Source organism: Paenibacillus foliorum (assembly GCF_013141765.1).
GTDB lineage: Bacteria > Bacillota > Bacilli > Paenibacillales > NBRC-103111 > Paenibacillus_S > Paenibacillus_S foliorum.
The window spans coordinates 20,421-36,279 of sequence record NZ_WHOD01000051.1 but is presented as its reverse complement, the minus strand read 5'-3'; the positions used below and the strand labels follow the sequence as shown (position 1 = coordinate 36,279).

Genomic DNA, 15,859 nt, shown 5'->3' with positions numbered 1-15,859 from the left:
GCAACGTGTCGGGTTATAGATTTCAGCGTAAGCTGGTTAAGGTAGAGGACGCGCAACAAGCGGTCCTTCATCATGTGCGTCTCCAAGAGCCAGAGGAAGTACCGCTTGAGGAAAGCTTTGGGCGAAGGTTAGCGGAGCCGGTATGCTCAAGTCATCCAGTTCCTCATTTTCGCCGTTCTGGAGTCGATGGCTATGCAATTCATGCAGAGGACAGCCATCTAGCATCGCCTGATCATGCAGTTACTTTGGAGGTAACCGAAACGATACCATGCGGGGTGATTCCTGCCATGCAGGTGGAGCGGGGACAAGCAGCGCGTATTATGACGGGAGCAGTTGTTCCAGCTGCTGCTAACGCTGTCATTATGTTGGAAATGACCGAAGCTTCAGCTAGGGAAGTATGTATTCGCAAGCGTATGGATAAGGGAGAGAATATTACTCCCATAGGTCATGAGATGCAGGAAAATGAACTGCTGCTGCAGTCGGGCCGGTTGATAGGCCCGGGAGAAGCTGCGCTGCTTGCTACCTTTGGATATGAGAGGGTGCGGGTGTTTCGAAAGCCGCGGGTTGCCATATTTTCCACCGGGTCGGAGCTGTTAGAGGTCGGACGACCACTGGAGAATGGGAAAATTCGCAACAGCAACAGCTATATGTTGGCCTGTCAGGTTCAAGAGGCTGGTGGTATTCCGCTCATAATGCCGGTGTTGCCGGATGAGCCTGAGTATGTAGAGGCAGCGCTGCTGAATATAATGGAGCAGGTAGACTTCATCATAACCACAGGCGGTGTTTCTGTCGGTGATAAGGATGTGTTGGTAGATCTGTTTGAGCGATGGGATGGCCGGCTGCTGTTTAACAAAGTGGCTATGCGGCCTGGCAGTCCTACTTCTGTCGGCATATGGAGGAATAAGCTGCTATTCGCCTTATCAGGCAATCCAGGGGCTAGTTATGTCGGGTTTGAGCTGTTCGTCCGTCCTTATATGCGGGCTCTACTCGGTTACTCAGCTATGATCCATAAGGAAATTAGCGGGTGTCTGCAGACGGATTATTCCAAAGGCTCCGCTTATCCTCGCTATGTAAGAGGTAAGGTTTCTATAAACGATGGTAAGGTTTTCGTAAAGCCTGCCGGTAAAGATAAATCGAGTGTCATGGTATCAATAAAGGATGCTGACTGCCTTATCTGCATTCCAGCAGGGGGCAGAGGAGCAGCTGAGGGAGAATCGGTTCGCGTTATTTTACTGAAGGAGCCGGAGCATTAAAGTGAGAAATGGAAAAACCCCCCGTTAAGCGAATACGCTTGACCGGGGGTTTTTGTTAGTTGAACAGGATACCAATTAGATGAAAGCACGAGAAACGATAACTAACAAGATAAATAATACAAGGATCACACCTGTAGATGTATGGAATCCGCCAACACAGCTCATTGTAAATCCCCCTTTCAGAAGGCATATCATACTATATGTGGAGAGGGTTAAAGCTGATTGGACTTATGCCTGTAGAGGGGTTAAACGGGCGGATGGCTGACTTGTTGATCGAAATAGCCGGGCTGCGGGCTTCAGTAAGTTTCTCCGATCGCTGTTGTCCATTTGTTGTTTTCATTAGTATGAAACCAAGGTAACAACAAATGGACAAAGGCGACCACTCCGTTTCTCCGAAACTCACTGAGCCCTTCGCCCGGCTGATCGATCAGCGGACTAAGACCAAGACCACTCCCCTTTAAGTGTGGGGAGTAGAGGGATGCGAGGCTCTAAATCGAGCCTCGACATTTAAGAGCAGGGGCTAGATCCAAGAGAGAACCACAAGAAAACCAAAAGAGAAAATTAAAAGAGTTTAATTAATAAGTGGAGCCGCCGTGAAGGAAACGGAGCTCCCACTGTGTGCCGGCTATGGAGTCGACACGGACACCGCCGGATTCTTGTGAGTACGTGTGAAGCATTTTACCATCCCCTAAATAGATGCCTACATGGGTGACGGTTTCTGTGGATTTGTTGATCCCGCTGTAGCTGGACGCTGAGTAACCTTTATAAGACATAAAGAACAGCAGATCACCCTTCTTTAATTTATTCCAATCGGAGCTAGTCTTGCCTACAGCTTTTACATAAGCGGATTGGCTTCGGGAGTCTCCAGGAAGCAGCTGTCCGATGCCATCCAAATAGGATTGCCGAACAAAGTCGGAGCAATCGAAGGTTGAGGTGTCACTGCGGCTGGAGCCGAATTCATAAGGCGTGCCCAAATATTTCATCCCTGCATCAATGGCCTTTTGAGCGGCAACAGTCGGATTCATTTGCTTATAGGGCTCCACGTAAGTAGTTGTAATGTATTTACTGCTAGTGCTGACGAACCCGGAGACGCCATTTTTGTCTTGAATGTTGTACCAGTATTCATTGGGCTTATCGAGTACAAGCACCTCTTCACCTTTCGGCAGATAACGGATTCGGCCTGCATTCGTATCAGGTCCTGTTCGGAAGGAAACGGAGCTGACGATTGTTGCATTAGGAGGTGACGGGAACAAGTCTTCTATTGGCTCTTCTATCACTCCATAGGTGGTGGCGATATATTGGGAGCCTGTGCTGACATAGCCGATCACATTATTTTTGTCACCAACTTTGTACCAGTAGCTGTTTACTTTTTCAAGTACCCAGACGGGTTCGCCCTTCTGTAGAAAACGGATGCGAGATGCATCGGTTGAAGGTCCTGTACGAAAGGAAACCGAGCTTAGAATTTCTCCATTTGGTTCTGGGGTTACGTTTACGGTTGTCAATTGTATGTAGGTGGGAGATGATGAGACATAGCCTACGGTTCCTTTGGAATCTCTTACTTGCAGCCAATTACTGCTCGGAGTGCTGACAATATCAAGCAGCTCACCTGGCTGTAAGTAGCGTATGCGTGCTCCTGATGTTGAGGGCTCAGCGCGGAAGTTAACGGATTGGACAATCTTAACTTTTTGTACGTCGACCGTATAGGCCAAAGCATGATAGGGAACGGTGGATAGAGTAATAGCAGAGCAGATAAGCAGGGCAAGCAGCTTCTTTTTCATAGGGTATTTCCTCCAAATCTAGGATGTATGCACGCTGTCTGAATAAGGTATAAAAACTTTCCTTTAATCTCACAATCTACCTCTTGTTCTGATCATAACATAGCTATTTTTAGAATTTTATAAGCAATTTTTTACAAATCCCAGATGCTAAGTTTGTTTTCTAGGTATTTTGGATTATATCCCTACTTTTGGTGGTATCACCATTGCTTACGAATCATGGAATTTTCCGTTAAACTGGGTTACAATGGCACCAGCGAAGATAGATCCGGTCATGAAACTAAGAGAAAAAACATGTGAGCTTTCTAACCTAAATGTATGTCCCCTTCGAGGCTCTAGTATTTTACAAATGGTAACGGTTTAGACTTGTGAAACGCGAGCCCTTGGTTTTGGATGTCTGAGCGGGAACCTATTTGTTATCAATCTAATCCGCAAGCGCCCGCTTTTGGCGAAGTTAGAACTGCAGGGAGCATACAGAAAGGAGATCCTTCATGAATGAAGTTTTATCTGATCAACAAGTAATGGCACTTATTCAGGCCCGAGATGAAGAAGCTTTAAAAAAGCTTTATAACGAGTACGAAAGGTCTGTATATGTTTTTGCTTACCGGATGGTCGGAGATGCTAGGATGGCAGAGGAAATTGTACTGGAATTATTTTTGAGAATTTGGAATGCGAACGAGCGATTTGATTGTAATGAGGGTAAGCTGACCAGTTGGATGCACATGCTGACACGTAATATATCTATTGATTTGCTGAGGAAGAAAAGATGCCGAACCCCGCTTACGGAGGATCCAGAGCTATGCCAAAATGTCGCGGCAGAGAAGGTTAATACGGAAGCGGGGTTTGCAGGGATCGGTGAGCAGATAAAAACAGCTGTAGAAGGATTAAACAAGGACCACAAGCAGGTTGTAGAGTGGATATATTATCAAGGCTATACACAGCATGAGGTCGCAGAACGGCATTCCATGCTGCTCGGAACGGTGAAAGCAAGGACGAGATTTGCAGTGAGGCAGCTCCAGCAGCGGTTGCGTAATGTGGGGAGGAGAGAGATTGGCGATGAGTAGCAGACCTGATGAAACGATGTGTGAGTGGCTGGAAATGCATGCCTTGGGTGGGTTGGAAGAGCATGAGAAGGTAGCGTTTGAGTATCATTTGACCCAATGTGCATTATGCCGCAATCAATTGATTGAGCTCAAGCAGGTTGTTGACTTACTGCCAATGGCTTCCGATCCTACTCCGATCCCGGAGGGGATGCGTGACAGAGTGCTTGGATCTTTATTAGGCGTAGGTGCTGTTAAAAAGCTGGGGGCTATGTCAGAGTTTGGTGTGGAAAACGAGTTGCCAGGCAGATTCGCTTCACCAGGTAGGAAGGTTGATCAAAGCGACAGGAATGCTGTGAAAAAGGCTTCAAACTCGACTGAGCTCAGCAGGCGTGCCGTACAAACCGAGCGATCTGCTCGTAGATCTGCTTACTGGCGTTGGGGGTGTGCAGGACTTGCGATTGTGATTATTGGCTTGGGGGTGTATGCCTATCAGCTTAATGAACGGGTGGGAAAGCTGCGGATGGAGCTGCACGATGCGCATGAGGAGCTTACTAGAACGGAATCAGAACTGTCCAAAGCAGCATCGGATTTAATTGCAATTAATAAACCGGCTGAAGCGTTAAAGGTGAACCAGATTGTGAGTCTGAATTCTACAGCGGAGGACTTGGTTTCTAAAGGTAAGGCGATTATGGCTATGGATGCCAAAGGAACGCATATGATCGTACAAGCTGAGGATCTGCCGCAACTCAAGCAGGAAGAAGCTTTTCAGGTGTGGTTAATAAAAGACAATCAGCCTATAAATGCGGGTACGTTCTACTCACAGAATGGAATAGGGGCTATTTACTGTACCTTCGAACCTAAGGATTATGATTCAGTAGCCGTTACACTTGAGCCGGATGCGCATGGTGAAAAGCCTAGAGGTACAATAGTGCTGACTGCCGGCTTGAAAAAATAATACTTACATATTGCTGTTGAATAAACACCAAAATTAACATACGTGAAGCTTCTGAATTTGATGTAAAATAGTGGGAGTGAGTTGTAGCTTATCCAAGTGTACAGCATGAGGAGAATTCGAAGGAAAATGACACTTTGTTTACTGCTATCCAATCATAATCACATAATGATGTCGGAGGGGAAACTATGAAAGAGCTCAATATTCAACGTATTCCAACAGAAAAACTATCTGACAGTCTTGCATTATCTCAATTTGCATTCCAGTATGAGCTTTCATTAGAAAAGCAGGAGGAAAGACGGTTACAATATAAAGAAACAGAAAATTGGGGCGCTTACGTTGATGGCAAGCTGGCTGCTCGTCTCACGATTCTCGACCTGCATACATGGTTGTACGGCAAGCGATGGGCAATGGGTGGGATTGCCGGTGTTGCTACTTGGCCGGAATACCGTCGAGGCGGGCTAGTATCAGGATTGCTGCAAAACGCACTGCATGTGATGAAAGAACAGGGACAGACGCTATCATTCTTGCATCCCTTTCAGTTCGCATTTTACCGTAGATTCGGTTGGGAAACTTATACGGAAACAAAGAAATATGAGATTCCTACAGCTCTTCTGCCCAAGCTGCCTCCACAACCGGGACATGTAGTTCGGGTTGGTGAGGATATTGAACTTTTAAACAGTATTTATAGCGAGTATGCATCGCAATACAATGGAACCCTTGATCGAGATGAGGTATGGTGGAAACAGCGTATTTTTGCCAATAGGAAAGGCTCTGCGGCTGTTTATTACGATACTGAGGGCAGGGCTAGCGGTTATGTTCACTATCAAGTGAAGGATAGTGTGTGTCAAATTCATGAGTTAGTTTCGTTAAATTGGGAAGCGACGAAAGGATTATGGCGTTTTATCGCCGATCATGATTCCATGATTGATAAGGTGACTTTAAAGGCACCAAGTGATGATAAGCTGCCATTTGTTCTAGATAATCCACGAATTAAGCAGGAGATTATTCCTTATTTTATGGCGCGTATTGTAGATGTAAAGCGATTTATGGAGCAGTTTCCTTTCGAGAAAGATGGAGCAGGGAACGGGGGTCGTTTGACATTGCGTGTGACCGATGCTCATGCAAGCTGGAACAATGGTTTGTTTGTCATTGAGGTAGCTGCTGATGGGAACGCCCGTGTTGAAGCTGCGGAGCTGCTAGCCAAAGATTCTAACGATGAGGCTGCTTGTGACCTAGCTTGTGATATTTCTACATTGACAGCCATGTTTATGGGCTACCAGCGTCCTTCCTTTATGAATCAGATTGAGCGGTTGAAAGGTAAAGAAGGGGCCAATTACTTGGAGGCACTTATTCCAGAGCGTGCAACTTATTTGCCTGATTTTTTCTAGGTAATAAAATGATTCCAAAATTCTCTTTCCGAGCTTTTGTATAGATTAGAGCTACCCTCACTGCTGATAAAGCAGATGGGGGTTTTTCTTTTTTATAGCTATTCCCTTCATATTATGACGATTTGAAACCAAGTTCATGCATTACCGCCGACGCTGCTGAGGGACTTGGGTGGTTCCGAAATGAAGAGTAGCCTTAGGTCGCATTTGTTCCCCGACTTTGGTCTAGGTGCAAAAACCGCCGCAGGTCCGTTTTGAAAAAGTCTCAAAAACCCTAGAATAAGAACATAAGCAAACGACATTACAACGAAAGGCGGTGAATACATAAATGAAAATGAATCGGCATATCGGCTTGGCGCTGCTACTCATTTTGTTAGGCGCATTGATACTGTTAAATAAATTTGGCGTCCATACCGGACACTTGATGGGTTATTTATTCCCGGTTGCTATGATCGGCCTTGGTTGGTTGGGATTGAAGAATGGTAAATCCTTTATCGGATTCATCTTAATAGCAATTGGTGGTTTGACCCTGATGGTTAAATTATCTGGCTTGATCGCGATTGTCTTAGCAATTGGGTTGATCATCTACGGATTTTCGCTACTTAAGAAAAAGTCAAACGTTTATTAATTTGAAAGTTACATGGTGAAAGAATATGGGCAAGAGTGTTAGAGGAAATTGGAGAAAAGGTGGTTAGAGCATGAGCTTAGGTAAGAGGTTTAGGGATATTACAGTAGCAAGCTTCAATGAGATGCTGGAGCAATCGGAAGATCCGGTTCGTTTGATAGATAAATACTTAGGAGCCCAAGCGGATCAAATCCGCGAATCAGAGCGGCTGTTGCAGCAATGCCTGTCACATGCAGCGACGCTGAGACAGACCTACATCTCCGCAACACAGCTCAAAGAGCGCCGCGAGCAGCAAGCGTTAGTTGCGTTAAAGGCTGGCGAGGAAGAGATGGCTCGCATCGCACTTCATGAGAAGCTGCAGCAGGAAGAACGCAGCGCCCAGTATAAGACGCTGTACGAGCAGAGCAAGCTTGGCATTGTCGAGCTTGAGCAGCAAGTGCAGCAGCTGAAGGCCGACTTCGATGAAGTCGCATCGAAGCGCAGCTACTACATTGCGCGGCTCGAAAGCTTGCGGCTGCAGCAGCGCATGAACGAGCGGATGCGCGGTATGGGCGGTGGTCCCGGCGGTACTCCGCCGCGGATGTTCGACCGACTCGAGGAGCGGGTCGCTGACATGGAGCTATCGGCACGCACTCTGCGTGAAGTCCGTTCGTATGGTAAAGAAGCTGTAGTATCGGCAGGTAATGCCGCTGCGCAGATTCTGGATCATGAGATGGCAAAGCTTAAATCAAAACTAGAACAGGAAGGCTGGATGCGATAATGAAGAAGTTATACCGTTCACGCAGTGACCGTATGATAACCGGCCTAAGTGGCGGATTGGCCGAGGTATTTGGCATCGATTCAACATGGATTCGCTTGCTGCTTGTAATCTCGGCATTCTTCTCCGGAGGCGTTGTTATCCCTCTTTACTTCTTAGCAGTAATTGTTATTCCTAAAGAGCCTTTTACAGGTGGGCCCTTTGGTCCGGGCTACGGCTTCGAAGGAGGCCACGGGCAAGGCGCATGGAATGGTGATGGAGCTTGGCAGCAATGGGGAAAACAATGGGGCGGCAAAAAGCGTCACTGCGGCTCGCAAAAATACCAATACGGTGATCGCCGCGAATATGAGGCTCAGTATAATCCCTTCGAAGGACAGCAAAGACAAGGGCAAGGACAAGCAGATACCGACTTTGACGATAAAATGAAAGATATAGAGAAAAAAGCTATGTGGAGAGAAATAGAAGAGCTTCGCGCAAAAGTAGCTAGTTATGAAAAAAACCAACAAACAAAAGGAGAAGTGTAAACCATGGGCGTATTTTCCAGAATTAAAGATATGACTAAAGCATCGATTCACGAGGTATTGGATAAAGTTGAGGACCCTATCGTTATGCTGAACCAATATTTGCGCGATATGGAGGAAGAGATTGCGCAAGCAGAGGTTACAGTTGCCCGTCAGATTGCTAATGAGCGCAAGGTGAAGGAGCGTCTTGAAGAAGCGATTCGTTTGACCGCACAACGTGAGGAGCAGGCTAAACAAGCGTTGAAGAATGGACAAGAGGCAACGGCACGCCAAGCATTGGAGCAAAAGCTTCATTACGAAGCCAAAATCGCAGAGTATACAGAAGCACATGAGCAATCCAAGATACAGGCTGAAGGATTGGTTGAGCAGCTGCATGAGATGAAGGATGCGTTCTATCAAATGCGCAATAAGCGCAGTGAGCTTATCTCTCGTGCACAATTGGCAAGAGCAAAACGTCAAATGGCTGAGGTGACAGCCAGCAATGTTATCGAAGGTGGCAATGCAGCTAAAGGCTTCCGTCGCATGGAAGAAAAAATTGTAACGCTGGAGGTTGAAGCCGAAATCGCAGGTAAGCCTTATGTGAGTGGCTCCTATCCAACAGGCGGCTATACAGCGACAACAGGTTACCAAGCAGCTGATGCGGCGAAACAGCAAAAGGTCGATGATCAATTGCAATTGCTGAAGGAGAAAATGAGCGCTGAGCAATCTCAATAATAAGCAGTTCGTTTAGAGAGCAGTCTCATTTGGGAGAGGGAAAATCCTCTTTGAGGAAGATTCAAATTGTGATATGCTAGTTAAGGCTTAAAGCCATAGGGCCGTTTCTTCGCCGCTATGGCTTTTCTCTCTAACTACAACAACTATCTGGAGATTGTTTGATTGCCTTTGTTTTTGTGAATTTTTATTCATCCGGTTACGGAGGGATAAGGGAATGATACGGAAAGTTTACGTCCGCCTTTGAAATTAAGTTGCTACCGCAAGGTCAATTAAATGGCAACTTGAATTTCAACAGCGGTGTAGTATCATCCCTTACCAGAAGAAACTATTAGATGAATAACAATTCACAGGGCTTCCTATCAAACATTCTTCCAGCCACACCACCAGAATTCGCACAAGAAAGGAGGCAGCACGGATGAAAAAGTTTTATGGGAACCGTAACCGTAATCGAAACCACAACCGCAATGTGGCGCTCATTTTGATAGGAGTAGGCATTTTCTTGCTTGCGAACAATCATTGGGGCTTTTTTACCGTGCTGGCCCTTGTGCTTATTTTTGTAGGAATAAATAAACTGCGTTCAGCCTCTCCGCGTAAAGGCTATGTCTTAATCGGCATAGGGGCTGTTATTTTGATGGGCGGTAACATTTCACTGCTAATTGCCGTCATACTTATATCGCTTGGATTTTTCTATATTCGCTCGAAACAACTGCACCGCAATGAAAGCTATGTTAAGAAAAGTCTTATTGAAAGCATCAAGTGGGGCAAGGAACCATGGATCCTGAGGAACAGCTCAATATGGAATGTCATTGGGGAGCTGCAGATTGACCTAACCTACGCAATTCCGGAGCAGAGGGAAACGACACTCGTGCTGCAGGGCGTAATCGCTGATGTAGATATTATTGTACCCGAGGATATGGGGGTGTCTGTCGTTTCTTCGGTTGTGTTTGGTGAATCGGATGTGGGTCCGAATAAAGAATCAGGCATTTTGAACAAAACGATATGGCAGTCAGCCAACTATGAAACTGCGGACAATCAAGTAAAGCTTATGATTTCTTACATCATAGCAGATATTGATATAAAAATTGTGTAGCTTGTTTAACCTATAAGTGCGTGTTCAATAGGGTGACTATTTGGAACAACCTCTATAAGTAGGGTGGCGGGAGGTACGGAGTCAATGGAAAGGCATGATAAACGTCTGACCAATATGATATGGCAGAGCATGGTTGAGTCGATGGGGCTCAGCCTTGTTTTGTTTGGCGTTATTGTGTACTTCTTGCACTCCAATGGCTATATTAAGCAATTCGATTCTTGGCAGGAAGGCGTAAAGCTAAGTCTGACCTTGATAATTATAGTGGTGATAATGGGTGGTACATATGGTCTATGGTACAGTAGCAAAATAAGACGGAGGCTGGAGCAGCTTCGAGAGGCCATGCTTTCTCTGGAAAAAGGGAATCTGAGCCGCACGGTACCGCCTCTGGGCGAAGACGAGATAGGCCGGCTTGGTGAACAGCTCAACGGCATTACGAAGAAATGGGAAGAGCAGGTTACATCATTGCAGCGATTGTCCAGTAATAACGCACAATTAGCGCAAAAAGCTAAATATTCAGCGATTGTGGAGGAGCGGCAGCGTCTGGCTAGAGAACTGCATGATGCGGTGAGTCAGCAGTTGTTCGCTATTTCAATGACAGCAACGGCCGTCGGTCGGACTCTCGATAAGGATTTTGATAAAGCCCAGCGGCAGATTCATCTCATTGAGGAAATGGCATCTGTAGCCCAGTCGGAAATGCGTGCGTTATTGCTGCATTTGAGACCTGTCCATCTTGAGGGTAAGCGGTTATCTGAAGGCTTGGTGGAGCTGCTGCAAGAATTAATGGCTAAGGTACCGATGGAAATTACATGGGAGCTCGCTGAAGATATTCAACTGCCCAAGGGGATTGAGGATCATTTATTCCGTATTGTACAGGAAGCAATGTCTAATGCTCTCCGTCATTCCAAGGCGACTAAATTAGAAGTTAAGCTGCTGCAGCCGTCTGCGGATTCCATTCGATTGCTCATTCGTGATGATGGGGTGGGCTTCGAACTGGATGTCAAAAAACACTCTTCCTATGGCATAGTCACAATGAAAGAGCGGGTCAACGAGATTGGCGGATCGTTAAACCTAATTACTGCTCCAGGTAAAGGCACACGGATTGATATACGCGTACCTATTATGACAAAAGGGGGAGATGAAGTTGGAGAACGAGACAGCGATTAAAGTGCTGCTGGTGGATGATCATGAGATGGTGCGGATTGGTTTGGCTGCTGTATTGAGTACGGAAGACGATATTGAGGTAGTGGGCGAGGCTAGTAATGGAGTCGATGGCATACGCCTTGCACAGGAATATAAGCCGCATGTTGTATTGATGGACCTGGTTATGGAAGGGATGGACGGGATTGAAACAACACGCCGTCTGCTGCAGCTGTACCCGGATTGTAAGGTTATTGTGCTAACCAGCTTTTTGGATGATGAAAAAATGTATCCGGTCATTGAAGCGGGGGCTTTCAGTTATTTGCTCAAAACTTCACGTGCCGCAGAAATTGCATCGGCTATTCGTGCAGCGGTAAAAGGGCAGTCGATCCTCGAGTCGCAGGTTGCTTCGAAAATTATGAACCGTTTCCGTCAACCCAAGCTTGTAGCTCCGGCGCATGAGGATTTGACGGATCGTGAGATGGAGGTACTGCGACTGATTGCTTCTGGTAAATCGAACCAAGATGTTGCGGACGATTTGTTTATTGGAATAAAAACGGTGAAATTTCATGTGACCAACATCTTGGCTAAGCTGGGTGTAGAGGATCGCACACAGGCGGCAATTTACGCATTTAAGAATGGCTTGGTCGAGTAACAGAAGCAGTAGCAACGGCGGTGATGCCGTCCCAGTAGATCCGCCAAATGCTCTGCAATCGGCTCTCAAAATACTCCTTACCGTAATAAAATAATTGTAGAAAGCTTCCGTCCATCAAGCATAAATAGGACGCAACCAAATCCTCGATAGGCTCTTCTTTAATAGTTCCTTTACGAATCCCTTCTGTAAAAATCTTTTGTAGTGAATCAGTTAGAGTACTCTCGGTTTCAAGAAATTTTCGGTGGATTTGCTCCTGTAAGAAAGCGGGCGGAAACAGCATAACTCTCTTTATGAACGTAATTTTCTCTTCACTTAATAAGTAATTGTCACAGGAATCCTGCAATATTCGGAACAGTGTTTGTTCCACTGAGTAATTGTTTAAGGAATCGATCAGCTGCTGAGTTCGGCATGACTGCTCCAGCAGGACATCCTCGAATAGCTTCATGAACAGCTCCTCTTTGCTTCTGAAGTGAGCATAGAGTGACGGGGTTTTGATGCCTACTTCTTTGGCAATGTCGGATAAAGGAGTACCTTCGTAACCGTTTCGTGCAAAATGATTCAATGCTGCTGCCTTTATAGCTGCTGCTGTCATGGTAGAGTGCCTCCCCCAATGATTTCAGATATAACAAATGTTAGTTAATGTTATATATGATAACATTAATGACGTGTTTTACAATATATTTTTAGGTAAATTTATTTAATTATATGAATCGTGTAATATAACATGACGTGTTGAAAGAGCAAAAATATTCCGCTGAAGGCTGTATTGGTGAACGATAACTCATTTGGAGGCGACGGTATTGTCGTGAAGCCAGGGATTCAGTCTTTGCAGGATTTAAAGGGGAAGAAAGTGGCGACGGAGCTAGGAACTGTCGATCATTTATTGATGTTGACTGCTCTAAGCAAGTCTGGATTGAAAGAGAAGGATGTTAACTATGTGAACATGACGGTGAATGACGCAGATCCTGCTTTTATTGCCGGTAATTTGGATGCTGCTTTGCTTTGGGAGCCATTCTTGAGTAAAGCGATTGAAGAAGGTAAAGGAAAGCTGCTGTTTTCATCTAAAGATACACCGGGACTCATACCCGATTTATTAGTTTTTAAAGTAGAATTTACTAAGAGCCGTCCTGAGGATGTAAAAAAGATTATGAATGCATGGTTCGATGCGTTGGACTATTGGAAAAAGAATCTGGAGGAATCATTAAAAATTATGGCCAAGGCGGCAGAAGCTCGGCTAGTAAACCAGAAATGTGGCGAAAATAAGACGTTGTTCCCAGTATTGGGGCGGCGTTTTTTTATTTTTTTTTGAAAAAGTGAAAGAAAATAAGGGGTTGTATCGTCTATATAGTAGGGAGAAAAGATGTGCTGTAAATTTACCCCTGAAAAGCTTACGTTTACGATGCAAAATTTCTTCACGGAATGTACTTAGGAGGTGGCGTGATGGCCGCAAGTGCCGAAGCCGTTAAATGCACGGAGTCTAATCCGTTAACGCCTGATGAAAAGGTGGAGTTCCTCCGCCAATATGAAAGCTATTGCTATCAAGTTGCTTTTTATTTGTTGATGGATGGCAATCAGGCCAAGAGGGCTGCTGAACAAGCACTTTTGGCTCTATATATGCAGAATGACTGGTTTAATGCCTCAGATGATGTGAGGAGAGCTAAGGCTAAGCATGCTGCGCTACAGCAAGCACTGGAATTACGTAAGAGTGAGTTGGAAAGACTTGTCTAGAGCATAAAATGCCCAAAAAGACGCGCCGGTGTTCGTTAAACGAAACGGGGCGTCTTTTTAAGTGCGACGATAATTCAGCCTAAGTAGCTGTTCAGCAGCATGCCTGTCAGGGGAACTGGCAAGTAGGTTCGGATTGAATTGCCACCCCAGGCTTGAAATCTATAGTTGGTAAAGGCTTGGAATAAGCCTTGCTGCTTATCAAGCAGCTGCTCGGAAGGCTGAGTGAGAAGATGCTGTGCAGCATTTGTCAGTGCATGGGCGAGGCCGTCCGGTCCACGCAGATTAAGCTGATACCGATTGAAGTTCCCGGTCGCTTGCTCTTCGAAAGCATCGGTGTCGAGCGTCAGTGTACCATCGGTATTTGGCTGAATCCCAAGATCCTTTAATGAAATATCAGCAAGCTTGCTCATCAAAGGATCGGCTGTGCCATTCTTTAGTGGCGGTGTTGTATCGTAAATGGCTGCATGAAGTCCGTTATAATGGTCTACCAGCTCTTGGACCTCATGTTTGAGGGATTGGATTTCTGTGCTGTTGTTAGGTGTGCCAGGTTCGGGAAGACCCACATCTAAGTCAGCGGATGGGCTGGTTTGCTCCAAGCCGAATTCTTCCGAAGGCGTAACATGCTTTGCCGAAGATGAGGAGGAGCTGGAGATCAGCTTGTCATTCGTCTGCTTCAGCTGATGAGCTGCTGTTATTACGGTAGAGACGCTGCGAGCTGTGGAAAGCGCAAAACGAATGTAACTATTCCCTTCCTTGTAGGGGGTGGCGGTGCCAGGGACTCTGGATGATAAAGAGCCGGGTTGTTTAAACGCCCGCTTCCAAGCATCCTCGGTAGCATTCCAAAGCGCTTGAGTCCGATAGGTTCGCGATACTTGCGTCACAATATTAACCATAGCCTGCACCTCATGTTCTTAAAAAGAGTACATTTTCCTTAATTATACAACAGTTAGTTGATTTCCGTAAATTGCTTCTTGACATCAAATATTAGTTTCCTGTATGATGACTAATTAACTCATTCAAAGGAGCTTTAAACATGGATTGGGTACAAACGGTGGTTATTATTCTTGTTGTTGTTGTTTGCGTATTGTTTTTGGCATTTGTGGGTAAAAAATATTTGAAGTAATAGCATAGCTTTCCTCGGCTTCATAGGATAGAGTACATCTTTATCCATGGAGGCGATTTCAATTGATTCGCAAACGCATCCCCAAGCAGGATGATAAAGCAATTTGGAATTTGGTTGTTTTGCTGCTAGTTCCCTTTGCGCGTAAAACACAGCCGAATGTGCGGGTGGATTTGGCATCTGTCCGTGCTAGGCTTCGCCGCTGCACTACGTTTATTGCTATGAACGGGGGACGCGCACCCTCCGGGTTTGTTTCCCTAAAGTTTGAGAAACACACTATGTTCGTCGACATGCTGGCGGTGCACCCTCGCTCTCAAGGAAAAGGGCTTGGTTCCAGACTCTTGGAGCATGCGGAACGTGTCGCCCAGCAATCTGGCTACAATGAGGTGTGTCTTTGGGTGGATGAAGCAAACCGGTCGGCTCAACAGTTCTACGCCTCGAAGCATTATGAACCAACACATTACGATGCCACAATAAAATGCTACTTATTAATTAAGCGGCTGCAGCAGCATCATTTTCAAACTATGTAATCGCTGATTTCAAAAAGCTGACCTTTCGAACGGAGGCGCTCTTCTTTAGAGGGATGTCTCTTTTTTGTTGATCAAATATTAATACTTACTGGGAGACAGGGCTCAATAGCCTTGTCTCCTTGTCTTTGACGGCTTGCACAAAGGCGAGCTCGACTGGTTTGTGAAGTTTCCGTCTAAATAAACGCGAAGAGCAGTGCAACAAATGCCAAATCCAGAACCAAAGCTCCACCGAAAGGGTTTGAAGTATTCGGGAAAGGGGAGAAGGAAACCTTGGCCTTATTTTTATTTTTATTGCCTTTGACTGATGATTTCTTAGCAGATTTGCCTCTGTTTGTGACAACTGCGGTATCATCACCGTTAAGAATAATTTGCCCATTCCCGAATTTAGTTAAAATACCTACGACCTCTCCGCCATTCCTCAAAATAATAAGTACGGGCTTGCCGTAATGCTCCTTGCAGTTTTCCTCGTTAATTGGATGTATGTGCCTCATTTTTCTCACCTCCAGGCCCTTATACTTATAGAGTATGCATCATGGAATCGGGCGATTGGACAATTGCCTAGGAGACGGGT

19 protein-coding genes are annotated in these 15,859 nt (G+C 45.6%); 14 read left to right on the top strand and 5 right to left on the bottom strand.

Annotation, left to right across the window (positions count from 1 at the left end):
* Window positions 1–5: 5 nt before the first annotated feature.
* Window positions 6–1,253 carry a molybdopterin molybdotransferase MoeA gene (locus tag GC093_RS11865; RefSeq protein ID WP_171652095.1) on the top strand — a complete coding sequence of 416 codons (1,248 nt, stop codon included), beginning with the start codon at window positions 6–8 and terminating at the stop codon, window positions 1,251–1,253.
* A gap of 75 nt (window positions 1,254–1,328) precedes the next feature.
* Here GC093_RS11865 and GC093_RS35895 read toward each other — a convergent pair whose 3' ends face one another.
* Window positions 1,329–1,418 carry a YjcZ family sporulation protein gene (locus tag GC093_RS35895; protein WP_246314073.1) on the bottom strand — a complete coding sequence of 30 codons (90 nt, stop codon included), beginning with the start codon at window positions 1,416–1,418 and terminating at the stop codon, window positions 1,329–1,331.
* Between the two features lie 410 nt (window positions 1,419–1,828).
* Complete coding sequence (locus GC093_RS11860; protein ID WP_171652094.1) at window positions 1,829–3,031, bottom strand: C40 family peptidase; 1,203 nt, start codon at window positions 3,029–3,031, stop codon at window positions 1,829–1,831.
* A gap of 488 nt (window positions 3,032–3,519) precedes the next feature.
* Here GC093_RS11860 and GC093_RS11855 point away from each other — a divergent pair, with 488 nt between their 5' ends.
* From GC093_RS11855 to GC093_RS11810, 10 genes are all read left to right on the top strand, one after another.
* On the top strand, window positions 3,520–4,092 hold the full coding sequence (locus GC093_RS11855; protein WP_171652093.1) for an RNA polymerase sigma factor: 573 nt from the start codon (window positions 3,520–3,522) through the stop codon (window positions 4,090–4,092).
* Entirely contained in the window at window positions 4,085–5,026 is a 942-nt protein-coding gene (locus GC093_RS11850) for an anti-sigma factor (RefSeq protein ID WP_171652092.1), read from the top strand. Before GC093_RS11855 ends, GC093_RS11850 begins: the two co-directional genes overlap by 8 nt.
* Window positions 5,027–5,211: 185 nt before the next feature.
* On the top strand, window positions 5,212–6,414 hold the full coding sequence (locus GC093_RS11845) for a GNAT family N-acetyltransferase (protein ID WP_171652091.1): 1,203 nt from the start codon (window positions 5,212–5,214) through the stop codon (window positions 6,412–6,414).
* Window positions 6,415–6,739: 325 nt separating this feature from the next.
* Complete coding sequence (locus GC093_RS11840) at window positions 6,740–7,039, top strand: LiaF transmembrane domain-containing protein (RefSeq protein ID WP_171652090.1); 300 nt, start codon at window positions 6,740–6,742, stop codon at window positions 7,037–7,039.
* 70 nt (window positions 7,040–7,109) lie between these two features.
* Window positions 7,110–7,796 (top strand): PspA/IM30 family protein, encoded by a 687-nt coding sequence (locus GC093_RS11835; RefSeq protein ID WP_171652089.1) that lies wholly within the window; start codon window positions 7,110–7,112, stop codon window positions 7,794–7,796.
* Entirely contained in the window at window positions 7,796–8,317 is a 522-nt protein-coding gene (locus tag GC093_RS11830) for a PspC domain-containing protein (protein WP_171652088.1), read from the top strand. The genes GC093_RS11835 and GC093_RS11830 overlap by 1 nt, the downstream gene beginning before the upstream one ends.
* A 3-nt stretch (window positions 8,318–8,320) precedes the next feature.
* Window positions 8,321–9,028 carry a PspA/IM30 family protein gene (locus tag GC093_RS11825; RefSeq protein ID WP_171652087.1) on the top strand — a complete coding sequence of 236 codons (708 nt, stop codon included), beginning with the start codon at window positions 8,321–8,323 and terminating at the stop codon, window positions 9,026–9,028.
* A gap of 415 nt (window positions 9,029–9,443) precedes the next feature.
* Window positions 9,444–10,118 (top strand): cell wall-active antibiotics response protein LiaF, encoded by a 675-nt coding sequence (gene liaF / locus GC093_RS11820; protein WP_171652086.1) that lies wholly within the window; start codon window positions 9,444–9,446, stop codon window positions 10,116–10,118.
* Between the two features lie 84 nt (window positions 10,119–10,202).
* The gene (locus GC093_RS11815) at window positions 10,203–11,282 is read left to right on the top strand and encodes a HAMP domain-containing sensor histidine kinase (protein WP_171652085.1); all 1,080 of its coding nucleotides are present in this window, start codon (window positions 10,203–10,205) and stop codon (window positions 11,280–11,282) included.
* Window positions 11,254–11,910 carry a response regulator transcription factor gene (locus tag GC093_RS11810; RefSeq protein WP_171652084.1) on the top strand — a complete coding sequence of 219 codons (657 nt, stop codon included), beginning with the start codon at window positions 11,254–11,256 and terminating at the stop codon, window positions 11,908–11,910. The genes GC093_RS11815 and GC093_RS11810 overlap by 29 nt, the downstream gene beginning before the upstream one ends.
* On the opposite strand, the gene GC093_RS11805 is transcribed toward GC093_RS11810, so the two are convergent.
* The gene (locus GC093_RS11805; protein ID WP_171652083.1) at window positions 11,888–12,502 is read right to left on the bottom strand and encodes a TetR/AcrR family transcriptional regulator; all 615 of its coding nucleotides are present in this window, start codon (window positions 12,500–12,502) and stop codon (window positions 11,888–11,890) included. The genes GC093_RS11810 and GC093_RS11805 overlap by 23 nt on opposite strands.
* Window positions 12,503–12,679: 177 nt before the next feature.
* On the opposite strand from GC093_RS11805, the gene GC093_RS11800 reads away from it, so the two are divergent.
* Together GC093_RS11800 and GC093_RS11795 are read left to right on the top strand one after the other, a co-directional pair.
* Window positions 12,680–13,219 (top strand): ABC transporter substrate-binding protein, encoded by a 540-nt coding sequence (locus GC093_RS11800; protein WP_312886509.1) that lies wholly within the window; start codon window positions 12,680–12,682, stop codon window positions 13,217–13,219.
* A gap of 131 nt (window positions 13,220–13,350) precedes the next feature.
* Entirely contained in the window at window positions 13,351–13,638 is a 288-nt protein-coding gene (locus GC093_RS11795; protein ID WP_171652082.1) for a hypothetical protein, read from the top strand.
* Between the two features lie 74 nt (window positions 13,639–13,712).
* Here the strand turns inward: GC093_RS11795 and GC093_RS11790 are convergent, their stop codons facing one another.
* Window positions 13,713–14,531, bottom strand: coding sequence for a hypothetical protein (locus tag GC093_RS11790; protein WP_171652081.1), 819 nt, complete (start codon window positions 14,529–14,531; stop codon window positions 13,713–13,715).
* A 292-nt stretch (window positions 14,532–14,823) separates the two neighbouring features.
* On the opposite strand from GC093_RS11790, the gene GC093_RS11785 reads away from it, so the two are divergent.
* Window positions 14,824–15,288, top strand: a complete 465-nt coding sequence (locus GC093_RS11785) for a GNAT family N-acetyltransferase (protein WP_171652080.1) — start codon at window positions 14,824–14,826, stop codon at window positions 15,286–15,288.
* Window positions 15,289–15,461: 173 nt separating this feature from the next.
* Here GC093_RS11785 and GC093_RS11780 read toward each other — a convergent pair whose 3' ends face one another.
* Window positions 15,462–15,779 (bottom strand): hypothetical protein, encoded by a 318-nt coding sequence (locus GC093_RS11780; RefSeq protein WP_171652079.1) that lies wholly within the window; start codon window positions 15,777–15,779, stop codon window positions 15,462–15,464.
* Between the last annotated feature and the right edge of the window lie 80 nt (window positions 15,780–15,859).

Excerpts from the sequence above, each read along its gene's own strand:
- GC093_RS35895 (WP_246314073.1), bottom strand. The coding sequence starts at position 1,418 with ATGAGCTGTGTTGGCGGATTCCATACATCTACAGGTGTGATCCTTGTA.
- GC093_RS11860 (WP_171652094.1), bottom strand. The coding sequence starts at position 3,031 with ATGAAAAAGAAGCTGCTTGCCCTGCTTATCTGCTCTGCTATTACTCTA.
- GC093_RS11855 (WP_171652093.1), top strand. The coding sequence starts at position 3,520 with ATGAATGAAGTTTTATCTGATCAACAAGTAATGGCACTTATTCAGGCC.
- GC093_RS11850 (WP_171652092.1), top strand. The coding sequence starts at position 4,085 with ATGAGTAGCAGACCTGATGAAACGATGTGTGAGTGGCTGGAAATGCAT.
- GC093_RS11845 (WP_171652091.1), top strand. The coding sequence starts at position 5,212 with ATGAAAGAGCTCAATATTCAACGTATTCCAACAGAAAAACTATCTGAC.
- GC093_RS11840 (WP_171652090.1), top strand. The coding sequence starts at position 6,740 with ATGAAAATGAATCGGCATATCGGCTTGGCGCTGCTACTCATTTTGTTA.
- GC093_RS11835 (WP_171652089.1), top strand. The coding sequence starts at position 7,110 with ATGAGCTTAGGTAAGAGGTTTAGGGATATTACAGTAGCAAGCTTCAAT.
- GC093_RS11830 (WP_171652088.1), top strand. The coding sequence starts at position 7,796 with ATGAAGAAGTTATACCGTTCACGCAGTGACCGTATGATAACCGGCCTA.
- GC093_RS11825 (WP_171652087.1), top strand. The coding sequence starts at position 8,321 with ATGGGCGTATTTTCCAGAATTAAAGATATGACTAAAGCATCGATTCAC.
- liaF (WP_171652086.1), top strand. The coding sequence starts at position 9,444 with ATGAAAAAGTTTTATGGGAACCGTAACCGTAATCGAAACCACAACCGC.
- GC093_RS11815 (WP_171652085.1), top strand. The coding sequence starts at position 10,203 with ATGGAAAGGCATGATAAACGTCTGACCAATATGATATGGCAGAGCATG.
- GC093_RS11810 (WP_171652084.1), top strand. The coding sequence starts at position 11,254 with ATGAAGTTGGAGAACGAGACAGCGATTAAAGTGCTGCTGGTGGATGAT.
- GC093_RS11805 (WP_171652083.1), bottom strand. The coding sequence starts at position 12,502 with ATGACAGCAGCAGCTATAAAGGCAGCAGCATTGAATCATTTTGCACGA.
- GC093_RS11795 (WP_171652082.1), top strand. The coding sequence starts at position 13,351 with ATGGCCGCAAGTGCCGAAGCCGTTAAATGCACGGAGTCTAATCCGTTA.
- GC093_RS11790 (WP_171652081.1), bottom strand. The coding sequence starts at position 14,531 with ATGGTTAATATTGTGACGCAAGTATCGCGAACCTATCGGACTCAAGCG.
- GC093_RS11780 (WP_171652079.1), bottom strand. The coding sequence starts at position 15,779 with ATGAGGCACATACATCCAATTAACGAGGAAAACTGCAAGGAGCATTAC.